Origin of the sequence: Endozoicomonas atrinae (assembly GCF_001647025.1) — a bacterium.
Taxonomy (GTDB): Bacteria; Pseudomonadota; Gammaproteobacteria; order Pseudomonadales; family Endozoicomonadaceae; genus Endozoicomonas; species Endozoicomonas atrinae.
The window spans coordinates 1-22,789 of sequence record NZ_LUKQ02000085.1; the positions used below are offsets into that span (position 1 = coordinate 1).

Sequence of the window (22,789 nt, forward strand, 5' to 3'; positions counted from 1 at the left end):
AGAGTCAGCTTAGTAAAATATTTAACTTTCTGGAACTATCAGACTTGCAGACCACCCCAAAAAGCTATACTTAACGACAGGTCATTTTGGACTGGTGTTTTGAGGACTTTTTACGCCGGTGATGACAGTAGATGGTGACCCTGATGTAGATGCTATATACAGACTAATTTTTGATCTACCATTTAAATTTGAACATACTGATCGAAAAATTGCTGTCATCACTGATTAAGAAGTTTTATGATGCTAAGTTAACTGGCGATGTCGTTGATGTTTGGGGTGATGGTACTGCACAGAGGGACTTTCTTTATGTTAAGGATGCTGCCAGTGCCGCACTGGAAATCATGCAAAACCTATCTGGTCCGGTTAATATTGGCAGCGGCCAAGTATACTCTATCAAGGAGATAGTCTCTGAAATAGCAGATATCGCAGACATGGAGAATTCTTATCAATGGAACCCTGATAAGCCTAATGGCCAAGACTACAGAAGCTATGACCTTTCTAAGCTAAAAGACACAGACTTTGCTCCAAAATGGACTTTGCGTCAGGGGCTTGAAGAAACATGGGACTGGTACTGTCAACATCGACAGAGCCCTGAACACTGCTAGACTACTTTCTATGTTGTTGCCTATCAGCATACCTTGACAACACTGACTCAATTTAAACCTTTCATTCCATCCCCCTTTTTATTAAGTGAAATTGTTCACCAAACGTATTATATAAGCCTTATATTTTAGGTAATTTCAAGATGACTCGAGTTGTAAGATCCAGAGCCCCACTCCGCTTAGGCATCGCGGGGGGAGGAACAGATGTCAGCCCTTATGCGGATGTACATACAGGCTATATTCTTAATGCTACCATTGAGCGTTATGCATACTGCACAATCGAAGATATTAAAGAGCCTAAAATTAACATTGTAGCTACCGACCGTAATATTGATATATCTATCAATTATGAACTATACCCATTTGAACTTGATGGAATGCTTGACTTGCACAAGGCTGTTTATAACCGCATGGTTTCTGACTTTAATAACAATAAGCCGACATATATTAAGATCACAACTTCTTGTGATGCCCCTGTAGGCTCAGGCTTAGGTGCTTCATCCACATTAGTAGTTGCAATGATAAAATGTTTTGATGAATATTTTAATGTCGGCATGGATGACTATCAAATAGCTTATCTTGCCTATCAAATAGAAAGAAATGATTGCAACCTTCACGGAGGCAGACAAGACCAATATTCTGCCACGTTCGGTGGATTCAATTTCATGGAATTTTATTCTGAAGATCGTGTACTTGTTAATCCATTACGAATTAAAAACTGGATCATATGCGAGTTAGAAGCTTCTCTCATTCTTTACTACACAGGAAGATCAAGATTAAGTGGTTCGATTATTGACCAACAGGTTGAAAAAATACAAAGCGGCGTTTCTCAATCAATAGAAGCTATGCATAGTATTAAAGAAGCAGCCTTGACTATGAAAGAAGCCCTTCTAAAAGGAGATTTTGATTCATTTATAGAAAACCTTAACCTGAGCTGGGAGAGCAAAAAGAGAACTGCTGAATCCATATCTAACCCTGAAATCGACTCTGTATTTCAATCAGCAATGAGCGCAGGTGCACTTGGAGGTAAAATATCCGGTGCTGGCGGTGGTGGTTTTATGATGCTATTTGTTAAACCCGAAAAAAAAGATGATGTCATCAGTATTCTGAAAAAAAGTGGTGGCTGGACAAGTAATTGTCAATTCTCACATGAGGGTTCTCAATGTTGGACAGTTCATAATGATTAGTAATTTTATTGAAAACAGCCTGAATCAATCTTACTTACTTATCGATAGTATTCGTAAAGACTTGATTCTTATTGACAATCTTAACCAGTCTATAAACTCAGTAATAAAATGCTTTAATAATAATGGAAAATTAATGTTTGCAGGAAATGGCGGCAGTGCTGCTGATGCTCAGCACATGTCTGCTGAATTTGTCTCCCGATTCAATTTTAATCGCCCCGGTCTACCTTCTATAGCCTTAACAACAGACACCTCTGCACTAACCGCCATTGGTAATGACTATGGCTTTGAATACATTTTCTCAAGGCAAATAGAAGCCGTTGGTATGAAAAATGATATCCTCATTGCATACTCAACATCTGGTACATCTCCTAATATATTGAATGCTCTTCATACGGCAAATCAGAGAGAAATATTCTCGATTGGTCTTACGGGAACAAAAGAAGAAAGTGAAACAATGGCTAGCCTATGTAACATATGCCTGCGTATACCTCATAAAATCACTGCTAATATTCAGGAAGGTCACCTGATTTTAGGGCATATATTATGTGGTGCTGTTGAGGATGAAATTTTTGCGAGAGAGTTCAAAAATGATAAATGAGGCCATCATTCTTGCTGGTGGTTTAGGCACACGCTTGAAGTCAACAATTGGAATAAAGCCGAAACCAATGGCTCTCATATCTGGGAAACCGTTTATGGAGATACTCATAGAAAAGCTTCTCGATGAGGGGTTTAATCATATTATCTTATCCCTAGGATACCATTCTGACCTTATCTACGATCACTTTTCAAAAAAAACATCAAAAATTAACATTTCTTTTATAACCGAGCATAAAAAACTGGATACGGGAGGAGCGATCAGGCTTGCAATGACTAAAGCCAAAGAACCTCAGGTGCTCGTTATGAATGGGGATAGTTTTCTGGACTTTAATCTTAATAGTATATCGTACCCTCTTAAAGAATCTAATGACCCTATTATATGTGGGATAGATATTGATGATACTTCAAGGTATGGGCGAATAGACCACAAAGAAAGTATAGTGACAAGATTTTCAGAGAAAGGAATTTCTGGGGCAGGTACAATCAGTGCTGGAGTCTATATTTTTCCAACGAATATTTTTAATAATTATCCAGTAAACACTCCATTCTCTTTAGAACATGATTTTTTCGCCAAAATTGCCAGAAATGAAAAATTTAGAATCGTTATTGAGAACAGATATTTTATTGATATAGGAACTCCTGATTCATATGCAAGAGCTCAAATAGAGATACCTGAAAAATTTCCGCATTTCTTTAGTTAATACCTATACCATTTTTTATAATGAACGTTCTGCACTTTTCCAAAACCTACTTCCCTGACAATTATGGAGGAGTGGAAAATGTTATTTACCAGATATCAGAAGATGGATTTAAGCATGGCATTCATTCTGAAGTACTTTTTTTGAGTAATAGGGGGTCGAATAGAAATGAAAAAATAAACAATCATATTACCCATAGATCCAATCTTGATATCTATCTAGCATCCACCGGGTTCTCGCTATCCGTTTTCAAGGATTTTTCAGAACTGGCCTCTTCTGCTGACATTGTCCATTACCACTTCCCATGGCCTTTTATGGATGCTGTGCATTTCCTGACGAGAATTAAGAAGCCAACTGTAGTTACCTATCATTCAGACATCATTAAGCAAAAACATCTTTATCAATTTTACAAACCTCTAATGTTTTTATTCCTCAATAATGTGAACAGGGTTGTTGCCACGTCTTCCAATTATCTAAAAACCAGCAGTGTTTTAGATAAACTGAAGAGTAAAGTTGATATTATACCTATTGGTATCAATGACTGCAGTTGCACTTCTCACTCTACAGAGCTTTTGTCTAAATGGAAAAGAAAAATTGGTTCACGTTTCTTTCTTTTTATCGGAGCTTTCCGCTATTACAAGGGTCTCCATATACTTTTAGAAGCAATGAAATACACTGATTTTCCAGTAGTATTAGTGGGTGTTGGAGCTCTTGAAAAAGACCTTAAGAGCCAAGCTGAAAGTTTGAACCTTAAAAATATCCACTTTCTCGGTGCCCTGCCCAATGAAGATAAGTGTGTCCTGTTGAAACTTTGTTATTGTGTTGTCTTTCCATCCCATCTTCGCTCTGAAGCCTTTGGTATTACACTGGTAGAAGGAGCAATGTATGGAAAACCACTTATCTCCAGTGAAATTGGTACTGGTACAACTTATATTAATATTCACAACGAGACAGGACTGGTTGTACCTCCATCTGATCCAATCGCCCTTAGAGAAGCAATGACCAGGCTTTGGAACAGTCCAGCCCTGGCTTTCCAGCTCGGTAGAAACGCCAGAGCTCGTTATGAAACGCTGTTTACTGCTGACCAAATGGTAAAACAGTATGCTGACCTATATCATTCACTCTTGTCTTAATAAGACTTTTTCAATATGCCTTCTTAATTCCCTCCTTCCCAAGCCAGTAACCATTACATTCCAGTTCACCTTTCCCACTATAGCCTTTTTCCATGGCACCAATGGCCAATGCCAGATCCTTAGCAGTTTTCAAAACATCCTCCGAGTGCCCGGAAAGACGCATAGCTTTTACACCAATACTCTCCATTGCCTGCCACTGATCCATGATATTGTGGCAACTGCCAGAAAGTGTCTGGATGCCATTAATGGTGAACAGTGCATCGCCCTCCTGGGTAGCCAGGGGAATACCTGCGGATGACTTGATGCAGCTGAACTCGCAGCTGTCTTTGCTCAGCTCATGAGTACGTGCTGTAAAACACCGGGCAGAGTATGCCAGTGGCAGATAACCATAGCTGAACACTTCTGTTTCCAGGTCATGAATACCCAGCTCTTTCAGGCGGTTCATGATCATCTTCAGATGATCAAAGGAGAGTTCAACCGGAAGTACCCAGCGCTTCAAGCCTGTTCGATGCAGGACTTGAAGGGCTTCAGCGCTGTAGAGGTTAACAGAAGGACCAGTAATAAAAGGGATACCCACTTTGGAAAGGTAATGAACCGCCGCCATATCATTGGCTTCTACAGAAAAATCACCGTTCTCACAGACCTTACTGACCTGAGCCAGTTCAGATTCGGCTTCAATCAGTGTCAGTGTCGATAAAATGGCTTCCTTCCCTTTTGCCTGCAATAATTTCGCAATGGTTAGCCAGTCACCCAGCTTCAGCTCCCGTCTTTTAGAGCAGACGACTTCTCCCAGGTAGACTCGATCAATAGATGACTCAGCAACCTTTTCATAAAATGAAATAACTTCGTTTTTCGGCCAGAAGAACAGTAATGGGCCAAGGGTAATTTGCATAGTTTTTTCCATATCCGCTCCGGGAATTACTCGGAAGCGCGATCTGTTCACCACAAAGACACGAAGGCACAAAGAAGACTTTTAAACCTTTGTGACTTCGTGTCTTTGTGATTCAAAAAGTCCAATCAGAGCACAAGCTACCGACAACAATATAGTTACTGCCAGGGACGGTTATAAGCACCCAGTGTTGTCTGGCTACCTTCAGATAGACGAGAAAGACCACTCATCCAGCGTTCATTGGTCATAAAGCTGCCTGGATTTTCCTGGTAATGATCCAGTGCTTCCCGCCAGATTCTCACTACTTCTGCCACATAGGCCGGGCTTCGCTGGCGGCCCTCAATTTTAACGGCACTGATACCTGCCTGATGAAGCTGAGGAATCAGATCCAGTGTGTTCAGGCTGGTAGGTTCTTCAATGGCATGACTGACTGTATCATTCACCCTAAAGCGCCCCTTGCAAAGGGTTGGGTAACCGGCCTGCTCATTGTTATCAAAACGGTCAATTAACAGACCTCCCAGTCGAGTTTCCATACCATTGGCTGTTGTCTGCCAGCGCACAGCAGATGCAGGAGAGCATGCACCTGCAGTATTGGGTGATTCACCTGTGACATAGGAAGAGAGAATGCAGCGCCCTTCCGCCATGATGCAAAGACTGCCAAAGGCAAATACCTCGAGTTCCACCGGGCTTTTCTGGGCCAGTCGCTCAACCTGTTTTAACGACAGCACTCTAGGTAGTACGGCACGTTTGATACCAAAATGGTCATGATAAAACGACAGGCTGGCTTGATTGGTGGCAGAAGCCTGAACAGAAAGATGAAGATTCAGATCCGGATACCGCTTGCTGGCGTAGTCCAACACGCTAATATCTGCAGCGATCAGAGCGTCAACACCGAAGTCGGCACACATATCCACTGCTTTTTTCCAGCGGCTCCAGTTGGTCGCCTGAGCATAGGTGTTGACTGCAACAAACAGTCGTACCTTTTTTCCACGGGGGTTTTTATGAACGTAATCCAGCGCCTTCATTGCCCGCTGATCGGAAAAGTTCAGACCAGCAAAATGCCGGGCATTGGTTTCATCCCGGAAGCCGATGTACACGGCATCAGCACCATTATCGACAGCAGCTTTAAGGGAAGGAAGATTACCGGCAGGACACACCAATTCCATAGAATTATCCAGTAGTTTTTCCCGCAGCATAGCACGCTGAACAAAAAACCAACTTGATACTTATCAACACATACGTCAATAGTAAAAAGTACTTTTATGGCTGAACCATTAAGGCAGCCTATTCACCCTGTTTGACTCATTTTCTGACAGCCGAATATGCTGAAAACCACGGGTGATTTTGAAATCTCGCTGCTCTCCCCTGTAAAAGACTTTGAGTGTATATGGCTTATTGCTGGTTACAGAAATTTCAGGAGCAGGTTTATGGGTATAGAGAAGCGAGGTAACAGTATCACCAAAGCTCAAGTTGTTGAGACCATGCCGGCATTGTTGATAAATTCTCCAATGAATTGTTCGCTCGGGTGCAGAAATGTTTTCAAAACCCAGCACGCTTTCAATCAGCATGTTAATGGGCCCCAGCGCTGACCAGCCACAGAAGTCAGGCCGGACCAGTTGCTCTTTTCTAGGATGCTCAGTGGTTGCCGGCCTGTGAGCTTCTGGTGCATAAGCTTCCCAGATACTGTGTGGTTCAAACTGCTGCCATGTCTGATACATGTTATTAAGCAGCCGTTCAGCAGTGGTGTCAGCAATATCATGAAATCCGTACTGCTTTAACGCCTGAGTCCCCATATAAGCCAGAGGCAGCCAGATTCCCCCTTTCCAGTAATGTCCGCTGGCATGATAATCCGGGTCATCCCGACTTACAGAGGGCCATGGGAAACGGCCTCCAAAGATACCATCACTCTCAAGGTGAGATGCCATTTTTAGTGCCTGATCTGAACGACAGGCACCGGCCAGCATAGGCCAGAAACTGGCGGGAGTTTTCACCTTACATTGTTGCCGGGGGTTCTTGCGGGAGATGTCATAGTAAAGGCCATCTTCATCATCCCAGTAATACCTGTTCAGCAGTTCAGTCCCCTCTTCTGCCAGGATTTTATATTCAGCGGCCAATTGATCTTCTGAAAGTTCCTTAGCCATTCTGCTGATGTATTGTGCAGAGAGTACCTGCATCGCCAACAGATCCAGCCAGTAAATGTCATGGTAACGGTTTCGTCCCCTGGGAGTGTTATCCATTCCACTGGGAGTTCCATGCCAGAGATAACCATAGTTTTCTTTATGGATAGACATCCGTACATTGGCGCCTCTCACTACACTCCACCGTCTGGAATTCTCAATAAACCGGTAGTGTTTCTGAAGCCAGGCTTTATCCAGTATCAGCTTATGGAGTCTCTCTTTATTTCCGGTTATTTGATAAAGCTGCCATTCAACCCAGGCAAATAACGGCGGATTATCAGGATGTTGTATATTGATAGCACTTGGCTGTTGCTCATGAAGAATCTGATAGCAATTGTCCAGCGTACCTTCTACTGGAAATTGCTGACTGGCATAGCGTGCAAACATCGACATAAAGCAGCTATCCCAAATCCAGATGGTATGGAGAGAAAAGGCTTCATCAAGATAACACCGGGAAGGGGTCCCTTCCCTTTCAAGAACATGCTCCCAGGATAGTTTCCAAGCCTCGTAGTATAGATCGACTAACCCGGGATTATCCTCAAACACTGGCTGAACCAGTTTTGAGAAATCCAGGTTTCTGGACGTTCGATATGGACGATTATCTTGTTTTCTTATCGACGTCTTTTTACCTGAGTGTACATAGAGAAGTACGTCACGCAGCTGCATCAAAGGTGATCACGCGCTGATGGCAAGAGGCTGCAATGGGAAAGCATGAATAGGCTTATATCGCGTTCCAATTGAAGTACTCTCACTTTCCAGTAATACCACTTCACCAACCGTCATTCGAAAACTGGGCAGGTTAAAATACTGACTGTGAGTGACATGCCTCTGGTGTTTAAACCGCCCCAGTGTAACGTGAGGGCGAAAATTCCGAGTTTCAGCACTGAAGCCTGACTGTACCGCTGACTGCTCACAAATATCTGCAAGACGTTTTAATTCCTGTCCTGAATGCATCTCCAGGGCAAGCACCCGAGGGTTGCGCCCATTTGGAAAGAAACGAAAACAGCCGGTCATACTGTCAAAGGTATGGTAATCAGCCAGATCTTTTTCAAGGTTGCTGATTAACTGCTGTAGTTGGTGAGGATGACTATTCCCCAGGAACTTAAGAGTAATATGCTGCTGCTGGGGGGCGACCCAGCGCAAGTCATGAACATGACCTTCACCTGCTCGATGAATAGCTTTTTTATGAAGTGTTGCAGCAAGTTCAAGAGGAAGTTTTACTGCAAGAAAAGCCCTTACCGGGGAATTATGGGACAGCGTCTCATCATAGGAGGTCAGGTCACTGGGGGCGTTGTAGCTAATGTGATTATTTTTCATATTATTCTAACTTCAACGTCTGACTGCTAAATTCAAACCAGCTGCACCCTGCAACTCGGTCTGGCTAAGTTTGTTGAACCTAGTCTAGTACATTGCTGGCAGAAATCTGCCTGTATCGTAGTATTATTCCAAAAGTGCCTGAAAAAAGCGGCGATTAATCTTGATACCTGATTCTGCTATCTGCTCAGGAAATAAACGAATATGTACTGGTACTTTGAATTTAGCTATCTTGCCTGCCAGCCTCTCTTTTGTAAATGGTTCATTCAGGGTACCGTCCACAGTCTGAACATAAGCAACAGGGCGCTTACCATACTCAGGATCCGTCATTGAAACGACCACAGCCTGGACAATTTCAGGAAAGGTCAGCAAAGCCTGCTCAATCTCTTCCGGGTGAATGTTCTCCCCTCCCGAGATCAACATATTATCCATACGGCCACATATCTGTAACTGTTCACCAAACCAACGTCCTTTATCACCCGTGTAAAACCATCCACGAGCATCCGACAATGGAGTCACTTCTCCATTTTGATAGTACCCCTTTGCCAGGGTTTCTCCACGCACCTGAACCTCACCTTCCTGAGAAAGACGAACCTCACGCCATGGCAATACCGCTCCGGAAGTCACACCACTACCGGTAAACAGGGGTTCTCCGGTACAAATCTGAGAAGCCATCTCGGTCATACCATAAGTCGTCAGAACAGTGACTCCCTGTGCTTTTACCTCCTCCACCAGCCTGGGGGAGGCAACACCTCCGCCCAGCAGAATATAACGTACTCCCACATCATAGAGAGACAAGCCTGACTGGATCAGCCTGAACAGTTGGGTATTCACCAGCGACAGATGAGTCAGTCGCTTTCTGGCCAGCATTTCATCCAGAGGCAGTTTTCGTTCAAACAATACCATTGTGGCACCAGCCAGCAGACAACGCATAGCAATAGCCAGTCCCCCCACATGAAACAGGGGCAAGGACAGTAGCCAGGTATCACCATAGGTTAATGGCAACGTATGCATTGAGCCCAACGCACTGAAATAATGATTTTTATAACTGTGCGCTACCGCCTTTGGGATGCCCGTCGTTCCAGATGTTGCAATCAGGTCGTAAATGGCTTCAGGAATGATCTCAATGGGTTGAAGGCTACTCTGTGATCGTGAGTGCATTTCCAACTGACCAGGAGGTCGGTGAAAACTGATACCCGCGCTGTCTGCCACCAGCGTGGCGCCAGTCCGCTCGCGATACCCTGACTTTTGCTCTTCTGGAAAGGCTGGGTTTACAGGGCAGAATACCCATTGGGAACGAAGGCAGGCCAGTGCAACTACCACCGTATCCAGTGGTTTACTGGTTATAAACAGAAGACGGCTACCAGCTCTCATCCCCTTACCCCGGTATACACGACAACACTCATCCACCCATTCATCAAGCAACCGAAAAGTAACACTACCCTCCTCCAGCTGAATCGCTGTACAGGTGGACTGATGAATGGCTCGATGACGTAATGGACAGTATTGCAATTCAGGGAAGATCGTCTTCATCAACTGCTTTCTTTCAGGCTTCTCTTCAGTCCTGTATCTCCCAGGCTGACAAAAGCAGGGTTAATAGATACCGGCTGACCGGCAATAATCATTTCAGAGGTCAGACTGTCGATAAAAGCAGAGGAGGTGTCCAGGCCCGGTTGTTCCTCTGGTGTCCACTGAGCGCTGAGCTGCTCGAGTATGTGCAAACCAATGGATGACTCATAAGAAGAACTGAAAACAGTCCTGACACCGAGGCTTCTTCCCATTGTCACCAGCTGCCGACAACGCTCTAAACCACCCACCAGCGTTGGTTTTATAACAATGGCAGCCAACCCCTGCATGGGATGAAGAAGGTATTCCGGGTTCTGAACCGTTTCATCCAGGGCAAAGTGAAGCCCGGTCTTCTCATAGAGTTCTGAAAATTCGGCCACATGAGCTGTTGGCTCTTCAACAAAGGCAACTCGCTTTACATCAATAGAGTTAGCAACTCGGATGGCTTGTTCCAATGTCCATTGCTGATTGGCATCCAACTTGATATTGACGGACTTCGGCAATGCCTTCAGAACCAGGTTAATTCTGACACAGTCGTCTTCTATTGAACCTCGCCCTATCTTCAGCTTGAACTCATTCGGCCAGTTCCCCTGCCACTGATCAAGCCGCTGGAGAATATGCTCGGTGCTGCCCTGAAAAAGAGGCCCTGTTTCTGGAGGGACAAACCAATGATCCTGCCTCAGCCACCACAGTGCGGATTCAATACCAAATAACACTGATGGTATTGACAGTGCCCCCAGAGTCTCAGTGAGAGAAGCACAGTTAGCCAGATCACTGAAAGACGAAGGCTTAAAACCACCAGCATTAAATGCCCGACAGAAAACCCGAAGTTGTTCTTCAGCTTCTGAAAGGTTCTCACGGCTAAACCCCGGTAATGGGGCTATTTCGCCATAACCATACCGATGACCAATACTCAAACGTAAAATCAGCCCTTCCCGCTCACTCAGGCAGGAATATTTCAAGAATAACGGCTGCTTTAAAGGCAGCCGATACCTCAGGATATCGGCCTTGCAGTGTTTCATAGATAGTTTATGAAAAATGGGATCAATCGTTGTGACCAATCAAGCGTTGCAACCAATCAAGGGTTGCGACCAAAACGGCTAAAGTCTGGCTGGCGTTTTTCCAGAAAAGCATCCCGCCCTTCCTGAGCTTCTTCACTCATGTAGAACAGCAGCGTTGCATTTCCTGCAAGCTCCTGCAGGCCAGTTTGGCCGTCACAGTCGGCATTCATGGCAGATTTCAGGCAACGAAGTGCCAGAGGGGAATGCTGCAGAATCTCACGACACCACTCTACGGTTGTACGTTCCAGCTCTTCCAAAGGCACAACGGTATTAACCAGCCCCATATCTTCAGCCTGCTTCGCATCGTACTGGCGACATAGGAACCAGATTTCCCGGGCTTTTTTCTGACCGACAATACGTGCCAGATAGCTGGCACCAAAACCGCCATCGAATGAACCTACTTTTGGACCAGTCTGACCAAAACGGGCATTATCCGCAGCAATAGTAAGGTCGCATACAAGGTGCAGGACATGACCACCACCGATGGCATAACCGGCAACCATGGCAACAACCGGCTTTGGACAGGTTCTGATCTGACGCTGCAGATCGAGAACATTCAGATGATGAGTCCCCTTATCATCCTTGTAGCCAGAATCTCCACGCACGCTCTGGTCTCCACCGGAGCAGAAAGCCAGATCACCAGCACCGGTCAGAATCACCACACCCACCGACTCATCAAAACGAGCAGACTCCAGAGCCTTCTGGATTTCTACAATAGTCTGAGGGCGAAACGCGTTGCGCTTTTCCGGGCGGTTAATGGTAATTTTGGCCATACCTTCTGCCCGGTGGTACAGAATATCCTCATAATCACCACTGAGGTTTTCCCAGATTACACCTGCATCCAGCTGTTTGCTCATATCCAACTCCTTATAGCGTTCTAAGCAACCTGGCCATGGCCTCTGGTTGCTCCCGATGAACATTGTGCCCACACCCAGCTACAGGGTGGACACTGTGAATCACATGCTCTGCCAGTAAATGCTGTCCAAGCTGCCCAAACTTGTGATCATTTTCACCATAAAAATAATGAACACATGGAGACAGTGCTGAACCAGCTCTGAACTGACAGAGTGCCTGACGATAATTTGGCTGCTTCGATAAACTGAATGACACCAGGGCGTCGGCTAATAGCAAACCACTGCCTTTTGAGCGCTCATGAATCAAAGATCGAATCTGGCTATCATCCAGGTCCGAAAACACCGGCTGTTTATACCAGTCCAAAAGGACTTCAGCCACAGGCTCCTCTCGAAAGCGCCTGGCCCACTGAAGATCTGACAGGTATCGCTCACTTCTTTCCTGCTCACTGACCAGCCCTGGATGCGCACCTTCCAGTAAAAGTTTCTCTACTCGCTCCGGGTAAGCAATGGTATATGCCATGGCCAGACGACCGCCCAGAGAGTAGCCCAGCAGGTTGAACGGTTTCAGACTAATGCCTTCTATCTGTTCAATGGCTTGAATCGTCTGTTCCAGACGATGGCAGAAATAGTCCGCTCCCTGCGCATCCTGCTCTACCCACTGACTTGAACCATGTCCCGGCAGGTCAACTGCAATCAAATGATAGTTATCTTTGAGCAATGCCAAGAGGGGCTGCCAGTCACCTGCACTGCCCAGAAAACCATGTAGTAATACCAGGGCTGGCGCATTGGCAGCACCAGAACAATAGTAGGACAGGCTCACAGTGTTTTAGCCATGCTTACGGCCTGCTCAATGCTTTTTGCCCCCAGACCAGACTCAGTAAAAACTTCAATAATGGTACAACCAGTTTTAGAACATGCTCTATTAAACTGCGATATAAAATCATCAATGGATTGTGGCGCCGAATAATCAATACTGAATAGTTCAGCAGCATGCTGTGCGGAAAGCCCATGGGGTGTCACAAAATAATCTTTAGCCACCTGGGCGGCATCATTGCTGCAGCCTTTGGTGGTCACGTAGAAAATACCACCACCGTCGTTATTAACCAGCACAATAACCAGTGACGTTTTACTCTGAGCTGCCAGTTGCAGGGAGTTAAGGTCATGGAGGAAGGAGATGTCTCCAACCAGTAAAACCATTGGCCCCTGATTTCCTTCAGCACATCCAGCCGCGGTAGCAATGAGTCCATCAATACCACTGACGCCACGACTCGCATAAACCCGTGGTAAATGGTGTGCTGAGAATATATCCACCATGCGGATAGGCAGGCTGTTGCCAAGAAACAAACTGCTTTCAGGAGGTAATAGCTCCCCTAAAGAAGCACCGAGCCATTGTTCATTAAGCTGGCTTGGCAGTTGACTTTTCAGCTCGCCACCAAGTTTCTCCGCCTGCGCCGTCAATGGCAAACTCCATTCCCTGTCAGCCTGTATATGTTCACTGCAGAGCAACAGTTGATGACAAACCGAATCAATATTACCTACCAGGCGCACACTCTGCCGTTGTCCTGTATCGACTCTTCTGGGAGCAGGATCAAGCATCCAGTACTCCTTCCAATCGTGCCGGCTAATAAACTGATCCAACCGCTTGGACGTCAGGTATCCACCAATCTGTAGCACACGGTCGACCTCATTGAGTACGCTTTCACAGGCGGAACTGGCCAATAAAAGATCAGCATGCCTGATGGCTTGTGGGTGACCATGGAGTTGTGATTGAACATCCGCTATTAACGGCCAGCCCAGGCGTTCTGATAACTGCACAATTACATTAACATCAGTCTCAGGCATCACCCGCCCAGCAACAATCAAACCTTTGCCATCCGTAAAATGCTGCCATCGAGCCAAATCTGGCAACAGGGTTGCCTCTGGAACAAAGTACTCAGTGTAAGGTGTTAGAGATGATATCCATTGTTGGATACTGGCAAAATAGACGTCATTTACAATATGAGTACTTTCTTCCACCTGATGTGGGTAGAGAGGTTCCCGAAACATGCAGTTGATGTGCAGTGGCAGTCCCCGTGCTGATGAGCGGGCATAGGCCTGATCAATACTGCCCAGCAGCCATCGGAGGGAAATGGACCGGTCCGGCGTTGGCAAGTCCAGCGTTGATCCGGTGTAGTTACCAAAAATATTCAGCTGATCAATCGCCTGATTTGCTCCGCAGTCAATCAACTCCGGAGGACGATCGGCAGTCAGAACGACCAGCGGTATGCCCGACTGGTGGGCTTCTATAATGGCCGGGTAGAGATTGGCAACAGCAGTGCCTGACGTTGTGATCAGGGCCACTGGTTCTCCGGTGGCTTTGGCCAGCCCCAGGGCAAAGAAACCAAGACCTCGCTCATCGAAATGAACATGGCGGGTCATGCTTTCATGATCTGCCACTGCAAATGTCAATGGTGCTGAGCGAGATCCAGGGGCAATACAACAATGCCGGACACCCAGTCGCCATAGTTCTTCAATCAGCACTGAAGACCAGATACCGTTGATATTTGCGTAGTCGGTTTTAAATGTCATGAACAAACTCACCGGCTCTGACAGCCAGCCATAAATGAAGTATTACAGTATTTTCATTGCTACTGCGCTGCTTCGGGTTTTCAGCAGATACGTTAGCAGGGCCTAAGAAAGTGCTGCGAAATCATGGTTACTATCAACATACTGTCCTGCCTGACCAGACAATACAGCGATACCATCTTTTGAGGTTTTCTGACGATCCAGAATATCCAGTACCGTTGCAATTTTGTTATTCAGCTCGGCCCATTCATCTTCAGCAGCGGAATCTTTCACAATACCCGCTCCAGAATAAAGCATCAGGGCATTATCAACCAAACGAGCGCTACGAATCGCCACACTGAAATCACTCTTTCGAACACCAACAATCCCACACACACCGGCATACAGTCCACGAGCATAAGGCTCATTTGCTTCAATAAACGACAATGCCTCTTCTCTTGGAGCTCCTCCCACTGCAGGGGTTGGATGAAGCACATCCAGTAACTGTTCATCACACACATCGCGGTTCAATATTCCACGAATCTGGTAACGCAAATGCTGAATATGTCGAAGCTTAACAATAGAGTGACTACGATCCGCTTCCAGTGACTGACAGAGTGGTTGCAGCTTATGGCAAATATCATCCAGAACCAGACGGTTTTCATGGATATTTTTACTGTCGTTCATCAGCAGGCTTTCCAGCTGGGAATCTTCAAGCTGGTTCTGACCACGAACAATAGTGCCTGCCAGAGCCTCAGTAGAAATAATATTTTCCAGTCGTTTAACCAGTCGCTCAGGAGAGCAGCCAAAAAACGTTTGTCCCTCCCCCTGAAATAAAAACTGATAGGAGTGCGGGTTCGCCTGCTGCCATGCATAAAGCAATGAGAATGGAGAGATCTGCCCCTCAAGTTTCAGACACGTTTCCCGCGACAGCACCACCTTGTCCAGCACTCCTGATACAAAGACCTGCCTGGCCTTGCCAACAAGTTGGCTCCAGGCATTCGAATCCGGCTGGTAACCTTCAAGCTGAAAAGTAAAGTCAGCTTCGGGCAACTGCTGGCTGAAGTTGAGTGCTGCGATAATGTCCAGAGCCTTGCGAATACTGTTGTGGTATTCAATAGCATTGTCAGACCTGAGGTTCACCCCCAGCACCATTCCCTTGCGTGTCTGTACCAGTTCCAGTAGTGGCAAGATGACCATTCCATAACCAAAAGCAGGCCATACTGAACGTTGATCATCCGCGAAAGAGAGGTAGCAGAGGCATTGGCTGCTCGCATGCTCCGGTAAATGATTCAAGAGTTTTCGGACACTGGTAAATACTGAAGTCAGATCCTTCCGACAGGATAACTTCTCTGACCAGCTATAACCGAGAGCCGCTATAGCGTAATCACCTTCCCTGTCTCGCCAGAACGCTTTTTCAGAGCAGTCCTGCGCAGCCAGAAACCCCTGCAGATGAATGGCCGGCAAAGGAAGTTCAATTCTGACGAGCCGCTTTTCAGGCACAGGTTGAGATAACAGCTTTTCCAACTGTTCCACCATGAATGCAAACTGAGCCTGAATTACGCTGGTCAAGACATCCTGCCAATAAAAATAGTTAGAAATAAAACATCGTAAGATAACGTAATTGTACGTAGATTGGCCACCGGTATCTGGATCGTATTTACCGAGAAAAGCCATGCCATTCCTACGGGTATAGCCAACTGAGTGTAATAGTAGATGAATTTTTCAACTTAACTTTTTATCATTACATTTCTTTCAACTCTGAAACTCATACCTTTCAAACAGAACTGAATCCTTGATCAGTTTCACCAGGTAATCTTGTTCATCAGTACGGGTAACTATTCACCATGGCCACCAATGGAGAGTCAGCCAGAAAATGGCTGGAAGAGAACAGGGAACAAATCTCGGAAGAGCGAATTATCCAAATACGCAGTAATCTGTTAAAGAAAATAAACCAGATGTCGGATGCTGATAACCTGAATGAATCAGATGAACATCAAGGGTTGTTAGAGGCCCTTGATGTGATGGACGCCTGGCTTCAGGAACGCGCTGCACCCCAGGAAACAACAGCAGAAACATCAATGCTGGATTACAGCCCGCTTATTCAGGAGCCATCAGAACCAGCCCCTCAACTGACTCAGGAAGAGAAGCTGCGCCGATTCCAGAATCTGCTGAAGGCCACAAAACAATAAGCATGAAATCAATGGTGAGGTTACTCTAAATACGCTCAGAAAGAGGCAACCTCACCGGCTGGATGCTGGGGCATCACACTTTCAAACGCTCACATTCCTCTACGACCCGGTCATACGTCCAGTCCCCTCCTCCGGGATGCTTCACATCATGTTCAATCAGTTTCTGGCACATCTGCATAGGGTTCAGTCCCTTTTTTGCCAGTCGTTCCAGTGTCTGCTTCAGCTCGTTGTCTGCTTCACTGAACTCCAGAGTACTCTTGGATCCCTTCTTTCTGACTGCAACTTTTATTTGTTTCATTGTCAATTTACCTAAAACTACGTGGGCCTTGGAGGCTGCCTGAGAATTGCTCCCAGCGAGGGCGGCAGAAGATTAAGGATAAGCATTCCGTTTTGTGAAGGGAATAGTAGAGCTATTTGCCGAAAAAACAGAATACTTAGACCCATTTTCTGCCACCACAGCATCCAGGCAGCCTTCAGGATAATCTATACTCTATTCATAGATTCTGCGCGCAGTAAAGCAGGAGTTTACTATGAAACGTCTCTACTACCTGACTGACTCGCTCGATAGTGTAACCAAAATCACAGAAGACCTGCACCGGGATGGTATCACCGACTGGCATCTCCATGTGTTAAGCCGAAATGAAGCAGGCCTGTTTCACAGGCAGGTTCACAGTGCCAACATGCTTCAGGAAAACGATGTACTTCACTCGGGAGAGCTGGGAGCCCTCATCGGCGGTGTTACTGGCCTTCTGGCTGCCACGCTGATTGAGTGGTGGAACCCGATTGGAATTGATATCCCCCTGCCCGCTCTTCTACTGGTCGCTGGCGTTTTTACACTCTTTGGCGCATGGAGTGGTGGGTTGGCCGGTGTCACTCGTGAGAATTACAAAACAGCACGATTCCATGATGATCTGGTAAAAGGTAAGCATCTGATTATGGTAGATGTATCAAAGCAGCAGGAACAGCGTGTACGTTACCACCTGAGCAGATACCATCCTGAAGCCTGTCTTGCTGGCGAGGATACCACGCTGACCCTGCCTTTCAGCCCTAACTTCTGGCGCTACCCACGCCATAACTAGCTGATAACCGGCTCATCCTGACTATCACCTGATGGTAATTTCACAAGCGCCTGCACCTTCTGAAAGGTTTCTGACTCCTCATCAGAAGGTGCCTTACCAATCAGACTAAACACGACTATTGCTATTGAAGCCGCGATAAAACCGGGAACAATCTCGTAAACTTCAAAGATACCACCACTGAGCGAACGCCATACCACAACGGTAACACCACCTGTGACAATACCGGCAAGCGCTCCCAACCCGTTCATTCTCTTCCAGTAAAGAGAGAACAACAGTGCTGGGCCAAAAGCAGCACCGAACCCTGCCCAGGCATAAGCCACCATCTCAAGTACAGAACTATCGGGGTTTAATGCCAGGACCGTTGCCAGTACGGCTATACCAACAACAGCAATACGGCCAACCATCAGCATTTCACCCTGAGAAGCATTGGGACGCAGCATATTTCGATAAAAGTCCTCTGCTACCGCAGTTGAGCAAACCAGCAACTGAGAATCTGCTGTACTCATAATGGCTGCGAGAATAGCGGCCAGCAGAATACCCGCTATGACTGGATGAAAGAGGGTGTTCACCATCAACATAAAAATCGCTTCGGGGTCATCGAGCACCAGCCCCTGCCGCTGGGTATAAATGATTCCGGTCAAACCAACCAGCAAAGCACCCACCATACAGATTCCAGTCCATGAAACCGCAATGCGCCGTGCCAACGTCAGCTGATCACTGGACTGAATGGCTTTAAAACGGGCCATAATGTGTGGCTGGCCAAAGTATCCCAGACCCCAGCCCAATAATGACAAAACAGTAACCACAGAAAGGGCTTCCCCCTGAACGTCGGTGAACATGCTGGTCAGGTGGGGGTTAAATTGCTCGATCTCTGTGAACACCTGCTCTGTGCCGCCTGTCACCTCCAGCACCGTCACAGGAACAATCAATAGTGCTGCAGACATCAGCAGACCCTGAACCAGATCAGTCCAGCAAACTGCCAGAAAACCGCCAAACAGTGTGTAAGAAACCACACTGAGCATGCCAAGAATCACAGCCAGCTCGTAGTCAAAGCCAAAAACTGATTCAAAGAGCTTGCCGCCGGCTACCAACCCTGAACTGGTGTAAAAGAGAAAGAAAATCAGGATAAAACCAGCACTGGCCGGTTGCAGGATATACTTCAGATCGGAGAACCGGTTGGAAAAGAAATCGGGAAGTGTCAAAGAATCGTTTGCAACCACACTGTAGATTCTTAAACGACGAGCCACCAGAAGCCAGTTCAACCAGGTTCCTCCCAATAGCCCAAGCCCTAGCCAGATTGCTTCAAACCCGGCAGCAAATGCATACCCCGGAAGACCCAGCAAGAGCCATCCACTCATATCAGAAGCACCAGCGCTTAATGCCGCCGACCACGGCCCCAGTGAGCGCCCGCCAAGAAAATAGTCAGATGAGTTTTGAGTTCTCTGCCAGGCAATATAGCCAACACCCAGCATGGCGATAAAATAAATCAGGAAGGTTATTGTTATTTGAATTTGGTTTTCCACGAGGGTTAAACTCTTAGAGTATTTACCTTCAACGTTAGCTTACATTTGACTATTAAATTCAATTCGGGATAACAGCTGTTGTAATTAGTTATATATCAAATAAAATCTGCCAATAATATGGCACTGCCTATTTAACCCTAAAGAAAACCTCAGCGGAAAATCTATATCATATTTTTATAATTAACATGCGCTATTCTTTACAGACGGAGTTCTAAATCGGATCAAGACATGGACAGTTACAGCATAAACACACCAGTAGATATTAACCCTGAGCACATCAAACTGCCTGATCCTAAACCGGCAAAGTATTCGGGCATAGAAGCAGAAAAAGACACCAAAATACTGGACAGCCATGGAAAGTTAGTTTCTAAGTGGGGACGAAGTATCGAGCGTTTTTTTGATAAAGCGATCATTGACCCAGAAAAATCTTCCATGAAAAAAGATATGCATGAATTCCAAAAAGACATGACTGAAAGGCGTGTCAAGGTATTGATGCAAGAAGACATGGAAGGCCAAGAAATACCAGATCACGTTGACAGTATTTTAAGACTCCCTGATGATATCCCACTAGAGTGCACTTTTGTAGATAGGGCTAGATTCAAAAAGCTTGTCGAATCGGACACCGAAGTATACCTATCTCATGAAATCAAGCGCTGCAAATCAGGTGCAAGTCTTGTTCAATTAAAAAAAGAAGTTAACAGACTTGAGAAAGATAATAAAGTATCAGTCACCGTAATAGATTCACTCAACAAAAAGATACATCACCAAATGGCAGTTCTTGTAAGGGAAATGCCGAAACACCTCAAAATGATTCCATACGACGGGGACCCAGGCAAAGACTTCCACATGACCAGGAAAAAGTGTGAAGCTGTTAGGAACTTGCTTGATGCTGCCGGGGAGATTGATGAAAGTCTAGTTAAGACACATAGACAAGCATTCAGAGATATGATGGTCGATGTCGTCCCAAGAGATGTAAAAGAAATAAAAAACAGGTGTCTTGCACGGGACAACCTTAGAGAGAACAAACAGTTATCAACTGATATTGAAGAATTAAGAGTACAAATGGTAGAACCATTTTTTCCAAGAGTTTCTTCACACCCTGAAAAGTACTGTCATAAAGTTAAAACCAATACCGAGAAAGCATTAAGGGCTTTACAAGAACAACGAGAGATAATTCCCAACCTGGTAAGCAAACTGAATGAAGAAGTGGAAAGAGCCTCTGAGCACATCAGAGTAGAAGCAGTTTATATGCTGGAAAAAGACAGGCTGGAGATGGAAATATCAAAATATGAAAAGAAACTTGAAAAAGCCTGGAAAATTCAAAAACCCTGGTTTAGGCATGAAATAGAAAGCAGAGCAAAACAAATCTCAAAATGTGAAAAGCGTGCTGAAAAAATGCGCAAAGAGTTTGAGGCTAGACAAATAGGCTATATCCATACCTATGGCCAGCTAGTTCCAAAGCTGACACAATTTAAATGCGTCAATGCAATCTATACCGGACTGCCTGCGGGTGAAGATCTCCACCCGCATCCAGAGGAAGTCTTAGCGGTTGACAGGGGCTGGGAACTCAGTGCGCCATTGCAAGCACTACACCGTATGGAACCAATGATACAGATGGGTGATTCGAAAGAACAGTTTAACTATGCACTGGGTTTAGAGTCCTTCAACCTATCATGCTTTCATAGCCACTTTCGTAATCCTCCACCAGAGCAAGCAGACCGGTTAAACGAAGGTCAGATAAACGACCTTCAATCACAAGTTCAACAGTTAAAATCAGAACGCTCTGATCAGAGACAAATCTCTGGAAATTCACTTGCTGGAATTTTTGATATCCATAACCAGCTGGTTACAGCCCAGATTGCCTGCGAACTTGCATGGCAAAATAAAGGCCCTATCACTCAAGATCAGCTAAAGAGAGCAGATGAGTTGAGATTTCCGAAAAAAGAACCGCTGCCTGATGTGGTTACTGGACTGGACTCAAATGATCAGAGCAGGCTCACATCTGACAATAGAAAGCCATTACCAGACCTGGTTAAAGGATCTGCTCCAAATGGCTTGAGTAATGATACCTCTGGATCATCTTCCCGCACTCAAACCTTGCAGGTTAATCTTCAGGATAATCAGGTTGATCAGCCTGATGAAAACTATGAAGATGAATGGGATGATGATGAATGGGATGATGATGTTGATTATCTCACTTTCAACAATATTCCAGCTTCCGCTGAAACCCAACAGAATTTTAGAGATCATATCATTAGAGAAACTCAAGACCAGTATCCAGGTTATGAGGAGCAAATTAGTGCATTGGGTAGTCGCTACCTGGAATGGCTAAATCTTGACTTTGGTGAACAATACATCTCTTATAATGAAAGCCTTTATGTGTTCAAAGATGTGTGTTCTCAGCTTGCCGAGGGAACCTTAACTAACACAGATATCAACAACATATATTTAGAGCTTGATAATGCAATTAATAAAGTGATGCCGCCACCTCCCGAGCAACCGGCTGAATAATTCAGCCAGCTTCAGGACTACTGGTATCTCATTGAGATAGTTGGTGATACAGATTCTGGTGTCTGGTTGTCGGGTAAGCCCTGTTTCATGCAGGGCAGCATTCTCGATTCAGCAGACACGCTCATTGCCATTTCTTCAAACAGCAACTCAAGCTCGTACGATCAACTAGTGCCTGCGAATTGAGAACCCTCCTTAGAATGTAAGAATAAAGAACAACCATAGAGAGAAAAATGGACTCCTTCTCTAATTTTGACAGCCTCAATATAAATCTCGGTCATGTACAACTGGGTGTATTTGATGGTCTTGATAAATCATCAACTATTGGCAGTAGTGGAAAAATTAAAAAAAGAAAATATCACAGTCGAGATGTAGACGTTGTTTTGCCCCCCCATAGAAAAACAAAGCCATCAGATAAAAAGCGATTATTTCAAGATGAGTTTGCCGACAAACGTTCAAGAACCATAACAGAGGCTACTAGATCAGTCCAACTGGACAATATTGAAGACAAATTACTGGCTTTAGCTAACGAATGCAAACAAAGACAGATAATGTATAAAGTTAAACATATTGAAGACAAAGGTTTTAAGAAACTGATTGAGAAAGATATCAGAACATACTTTTCCAATGAAATAAAAAAAGCGAACAACCCAAAAAAACTAATAGAACTTTATAAAAGAATTGTAGATATTCGTACACAACTGGACCCAAAAACTTACAAAAAAATAAATACAGACCGGGAATGTAATTTAAATTGTGTAAACGCTTGTCGTTAATACTCCAAAATGGAGAATAACAATGAGCGTTGAAATCAACGAAAAACTGGTAGATCAAATAGCCAGTCAGATTAAAACTCAGGATGATC

The 22,789-nt window shown here is 45.2% G+C and carries 21 protein-coding genes; 9 read left to right on the forward strand and 12 right to left on the reverse strand.

Annotated features, from left to right (window positions below):
- Positions 1-170 precede the first annotated feature (170 nt).
- The 5 genes from AK963_RS13455 (at position 171) to AK963_RS13475 (ending at position 4,217) form a co-directional block, all read left to right on the forward strand.
- Positions 171-605, forward strand: coding sequence for an NAD-dependent epimerase/dehydratase family protein (locus AK963_RS13455; protein WP_066015975.1), 435 nt, complete (start codon positions 171-173; stop codon positions 603-605).
- A gap of 140 nt (positions 606-745) precedes the next feature.
- On the forward strand, positions 746-1,789 hold the full coding sequence (locus AK963_RS13460) for a GHMP family kinase ATP-binding protein (RefSeq protein WP_066015976.1): 1,044 nt from the start codon (positions 746-748) through the stop codon (positions 1,787-1,789).
- Positions 1,782-2,387 carry a D-sedoheptulose-7-phosphate isomerase gene (locus AK963_RS13465; RefSeq protein ID WP_066015977.1) on the forward strand — a complete coding sequence of 202 codons (606 nt, stop codon included), beginning with the start codon at positions 1,782-1,784 and terminating at the stop codon, positions 2,385-2,387. Before AK963_RS13460 ends, AK963_RS13465 begins: the two co-directional genes overlap by 8 nt.
- Positions 2,377-3,087: a sugar phosphate nucleotidyltransferase gene (locus AK963_RS13470; protein WP_066015978.1), complete on the forward strand. Its 711-nt coding sequence runs from the start codon at positions 2,377-2,379 to the stop codon at positions 3,085-3,087. The genes AK963_RS13465 and AK963_RS13470 overlap by 11 nt, the downstream gene beginning before the upstream one ends.
- Before the next feature lie 20 nt (positions 3,088-3,107).
- Positions 3,108-4,217, forward strand: a complete 1,110-nt coding sequence (locus tag AK963_RS13475; RefSeq protein ID WP_066015979.1) for a glycosyltransferase family 4 protein — start codon at positions 3,108-3,110, stop codon at positions 4,215-4,217.
- Positions 4,218-4,227: 10 nt separating this feature from the next.
- On the opposite strand, the gene AK963_RS13480 is transcribed toward AK963_RS13475, so the two are convergent.
- The 10 genes from AK963_RS13480 to AK963_RS13525 form a co-directional block, all read right to left on the reverse strand.
- On the reverse strand, positions 4,228-5,121 hold the full coding sequence (locus AK963_RS13480; RefSeq protein ID WP_238593727.1) for a U32 family peptidase: 894 nt from the start codon (positions 5,119-5,121) through the stop codon (positions 4,228-4,230).
- A 143-nt stretch (positions 5,122-5,264) separates the two neighbouring features.
- Positions 5,265-6,272 carry a ubiquinone anaerobic biosynthesis protein UbiU gene (ubiU, locus tag AK963_RS13485; protein ID WP_066015980.1) on the reverse strand — a complete coding sequence of 336 codons (1,008 nt, stop codon included), beginning with the start codon at positions 6,270-6,272 and terminating at the stop codon, positions 5,265-5,267.
- 108 nt (positions 6,273-6,380) lie between these two features.
- Entirely contained in the window at positions 6,381-7,949 is a 1,569-nt protein-coding gene (locus tag AK963_RS13490) for an MGH1-like glycoside hydrolase domain-containing protein (RefSeq protein ID WP_066015981.1), read from the reverse strand.
- A 9-nt stretch (positions 7,950-7,958) separates the two neighbouring features.
- Positions 7,959-8,600, reverse strand: coding sequence for an RNA 2',3'-cyclic phosphodiesterase (gene thpR / locus AK963_RS13495; protein WP_066015982.1), 642 nt, complete (start codon positions 8,598-8,600; stop codon positions 7,959-7,961).
- 123 nt (positions 8,601-8,723) lie between these two features.
- Positions 8,724-10,130 carry an o-succinylbenzoate--CoA ligase gene (gene menE, locus AK963_RS13500; protein WP_066015983.1) on the reverse strand — a complete coding sequence of 469 codons (1,407 nt, stop codon included), beginning with the start codon at positions 10,128-10,130 and terminating at the stop codon, positions 8,724-8,726.
- Positions 10,130-11,185, reverse strand: coding sequence for an o-succinylbenzoate synthase (gene menC / locus AK963_RS13505; protein ID WP_066015984.1), 1,056 nt, complete (start codon positions 11,183-11,185; stop codon positions 10,130-10,132). The genes menE and menC overlap by 1 nt, the downstream gene beginning before the upstream one ends.
- Before the next feature lie 56 nt (positions 11,186-11,241).
- Complete coding sequence (gene menB / locus AK963_RS13510) at positions 11,242-12,081, reverse strand: 1,4-dihydroxy-2-naphthoyl-CoA synthase (RefSeq protein ID WP_066015985.1); 840 nt, start codon at positions 12,079-12,081, stop codon at positions 11,242-11,244.
- Positions 12,082-12,091: 10 nt separating this feature from the next.
- Positions 12,092-12,898 (reverse strand): 2-succinyl-6-hydroxy-2,4-cyclohexadiene-1-carboxylate synthase, encoded by an 807-nt coding sequence (gene menH, locus AK963_RS13515; RefSeq protein WP_066015986.1) that lies wholly within the window; start codon positions 12,896-12,898, stop codon positions 12,092-12,094.
- Positions 12,895-14,646 (reverse strand): 2-succinyl-5-enolpyruvyl-6-hydroxy-3-cyclohexene-1-carboxylic-acid synthase, encoded by a 1,752-nt coding sequence (gene menD / locus AK963_RS13520; protein WP_066015987.1) that lies wholly within the window; start codon positions 14,644-14,646, stop codon positions 12,895-12,897. Before menD ends, menH begins: the two co-directional genes overlap by 4 nt.
- Before the next feature lie 102 nt (positions 14,647-14,748).
- Positions 14,749-16,194 (reverse strand): isochorismate synthase, encoded by a 1,446-nt coding sequence (locus AK963_RS13525; protein ID WP_066015988.1) that lies wholly within the window; start codon positions 16,192-16,194, stop codon positions 14,749-14,751.
- Positions 16,195-16,469: 275 nt separating this feature from the next.
- Here AK963_RS13525 and AK963_RS13530 point away from each other — a divergent pair, with 275 nt between their 5' ends.
- On the forward strand, positions 16,470-16,814 hold the full coding sequence (locus AK963_RS13530; protein WP_066015989.1) for a hypothetical protein: 345 nt from the start codon (positions 16,470-16,472) through the stop codon (positions 16,812-16,814).
- Positions 16,815-16,887: 73 nt separating this feature from the next.
- On the opposite strand, the gene AK963_RS13535 is transcribed toward AK963_RS13530, so the two are convergent.
- Positions 16,888-17,112 carry a hypothetical protein gene (locus tag AK963_RS13535; protein WP_066015990.1) on the reverse strand — a complete coding sequence of 75 codons (225 nt, stop codon included), beginning with the start codon at positions 17,110-17,112 and terminating at the stop codon, positions 16,888-16,890.
- Between the two features lie 232 nt (positions 17,113-17,344).
- On the opposite strand from AK963_RS13535, the gene AK963_RS13540 reads away from it, so the two are divergent.
- On the forward strand, positions 17,345-17,893 hold the full coding sequence (locus AK963_RS13540; protein ID WP_066015991.1) for a hypothetical protein: 549 nt from the start codon (positions 17,345-17,347) through the stop codon (positions 17,891-17,893).
- Here the strand turns inward: AK963_RS13540 and putP are convergent.
- The gene (gene putP / locus AK963_RS13545; RefSeq protein WP_175404517.1) at positions 17,890-19,416 is read right to left on the reverse strand and encodes a sodium/proline symporter PutP; all 1,527 of its coding nucleotides are present in this window, start codon (positions 19,414-19,416) and stop codon (positions 17,890-17,892) included. The genes AK963_RS13540 and putP overlap by 4 nt on opposite strands.
- Before the next feature lie 228 nt (positions 19,417-19,644).
- Here putP and AK963_RS13550 point away from each other — a divergent pair, with 228 nt between their 5' ends.
- Both AK963_RS13550 and AK963_RS13555 read left to right on the forward strand, forming a co-directional pair.
- Positions 19,645-21,927 carry a hypothetical protein gene (locus tag AK963_RS13550; protein ID WP_066015992.1) on the forward strand — a complete coding sequence of 761 codons (2,283 nt, stop codon included), beginning with the start codon at positions 19,645-19,647 and terminating at the stop codon, positions 21,925-21,927.
- A 230-nt stretch (positions 21,928-22,157) separates the two neighbouring features.
- Positions 22,158-22,700: a hypothetical protein gene (locus AK963_RS13555; RefSeq protein WP_066015993.1), complete on the forward strand. Its 543-nt coding sequence runs from the start codon at positions 22,158-22,160 to the stop codon at positions 22,698-22,700.
- Positions 22,701-22,789: the final 89 nt, after the last annotated feature.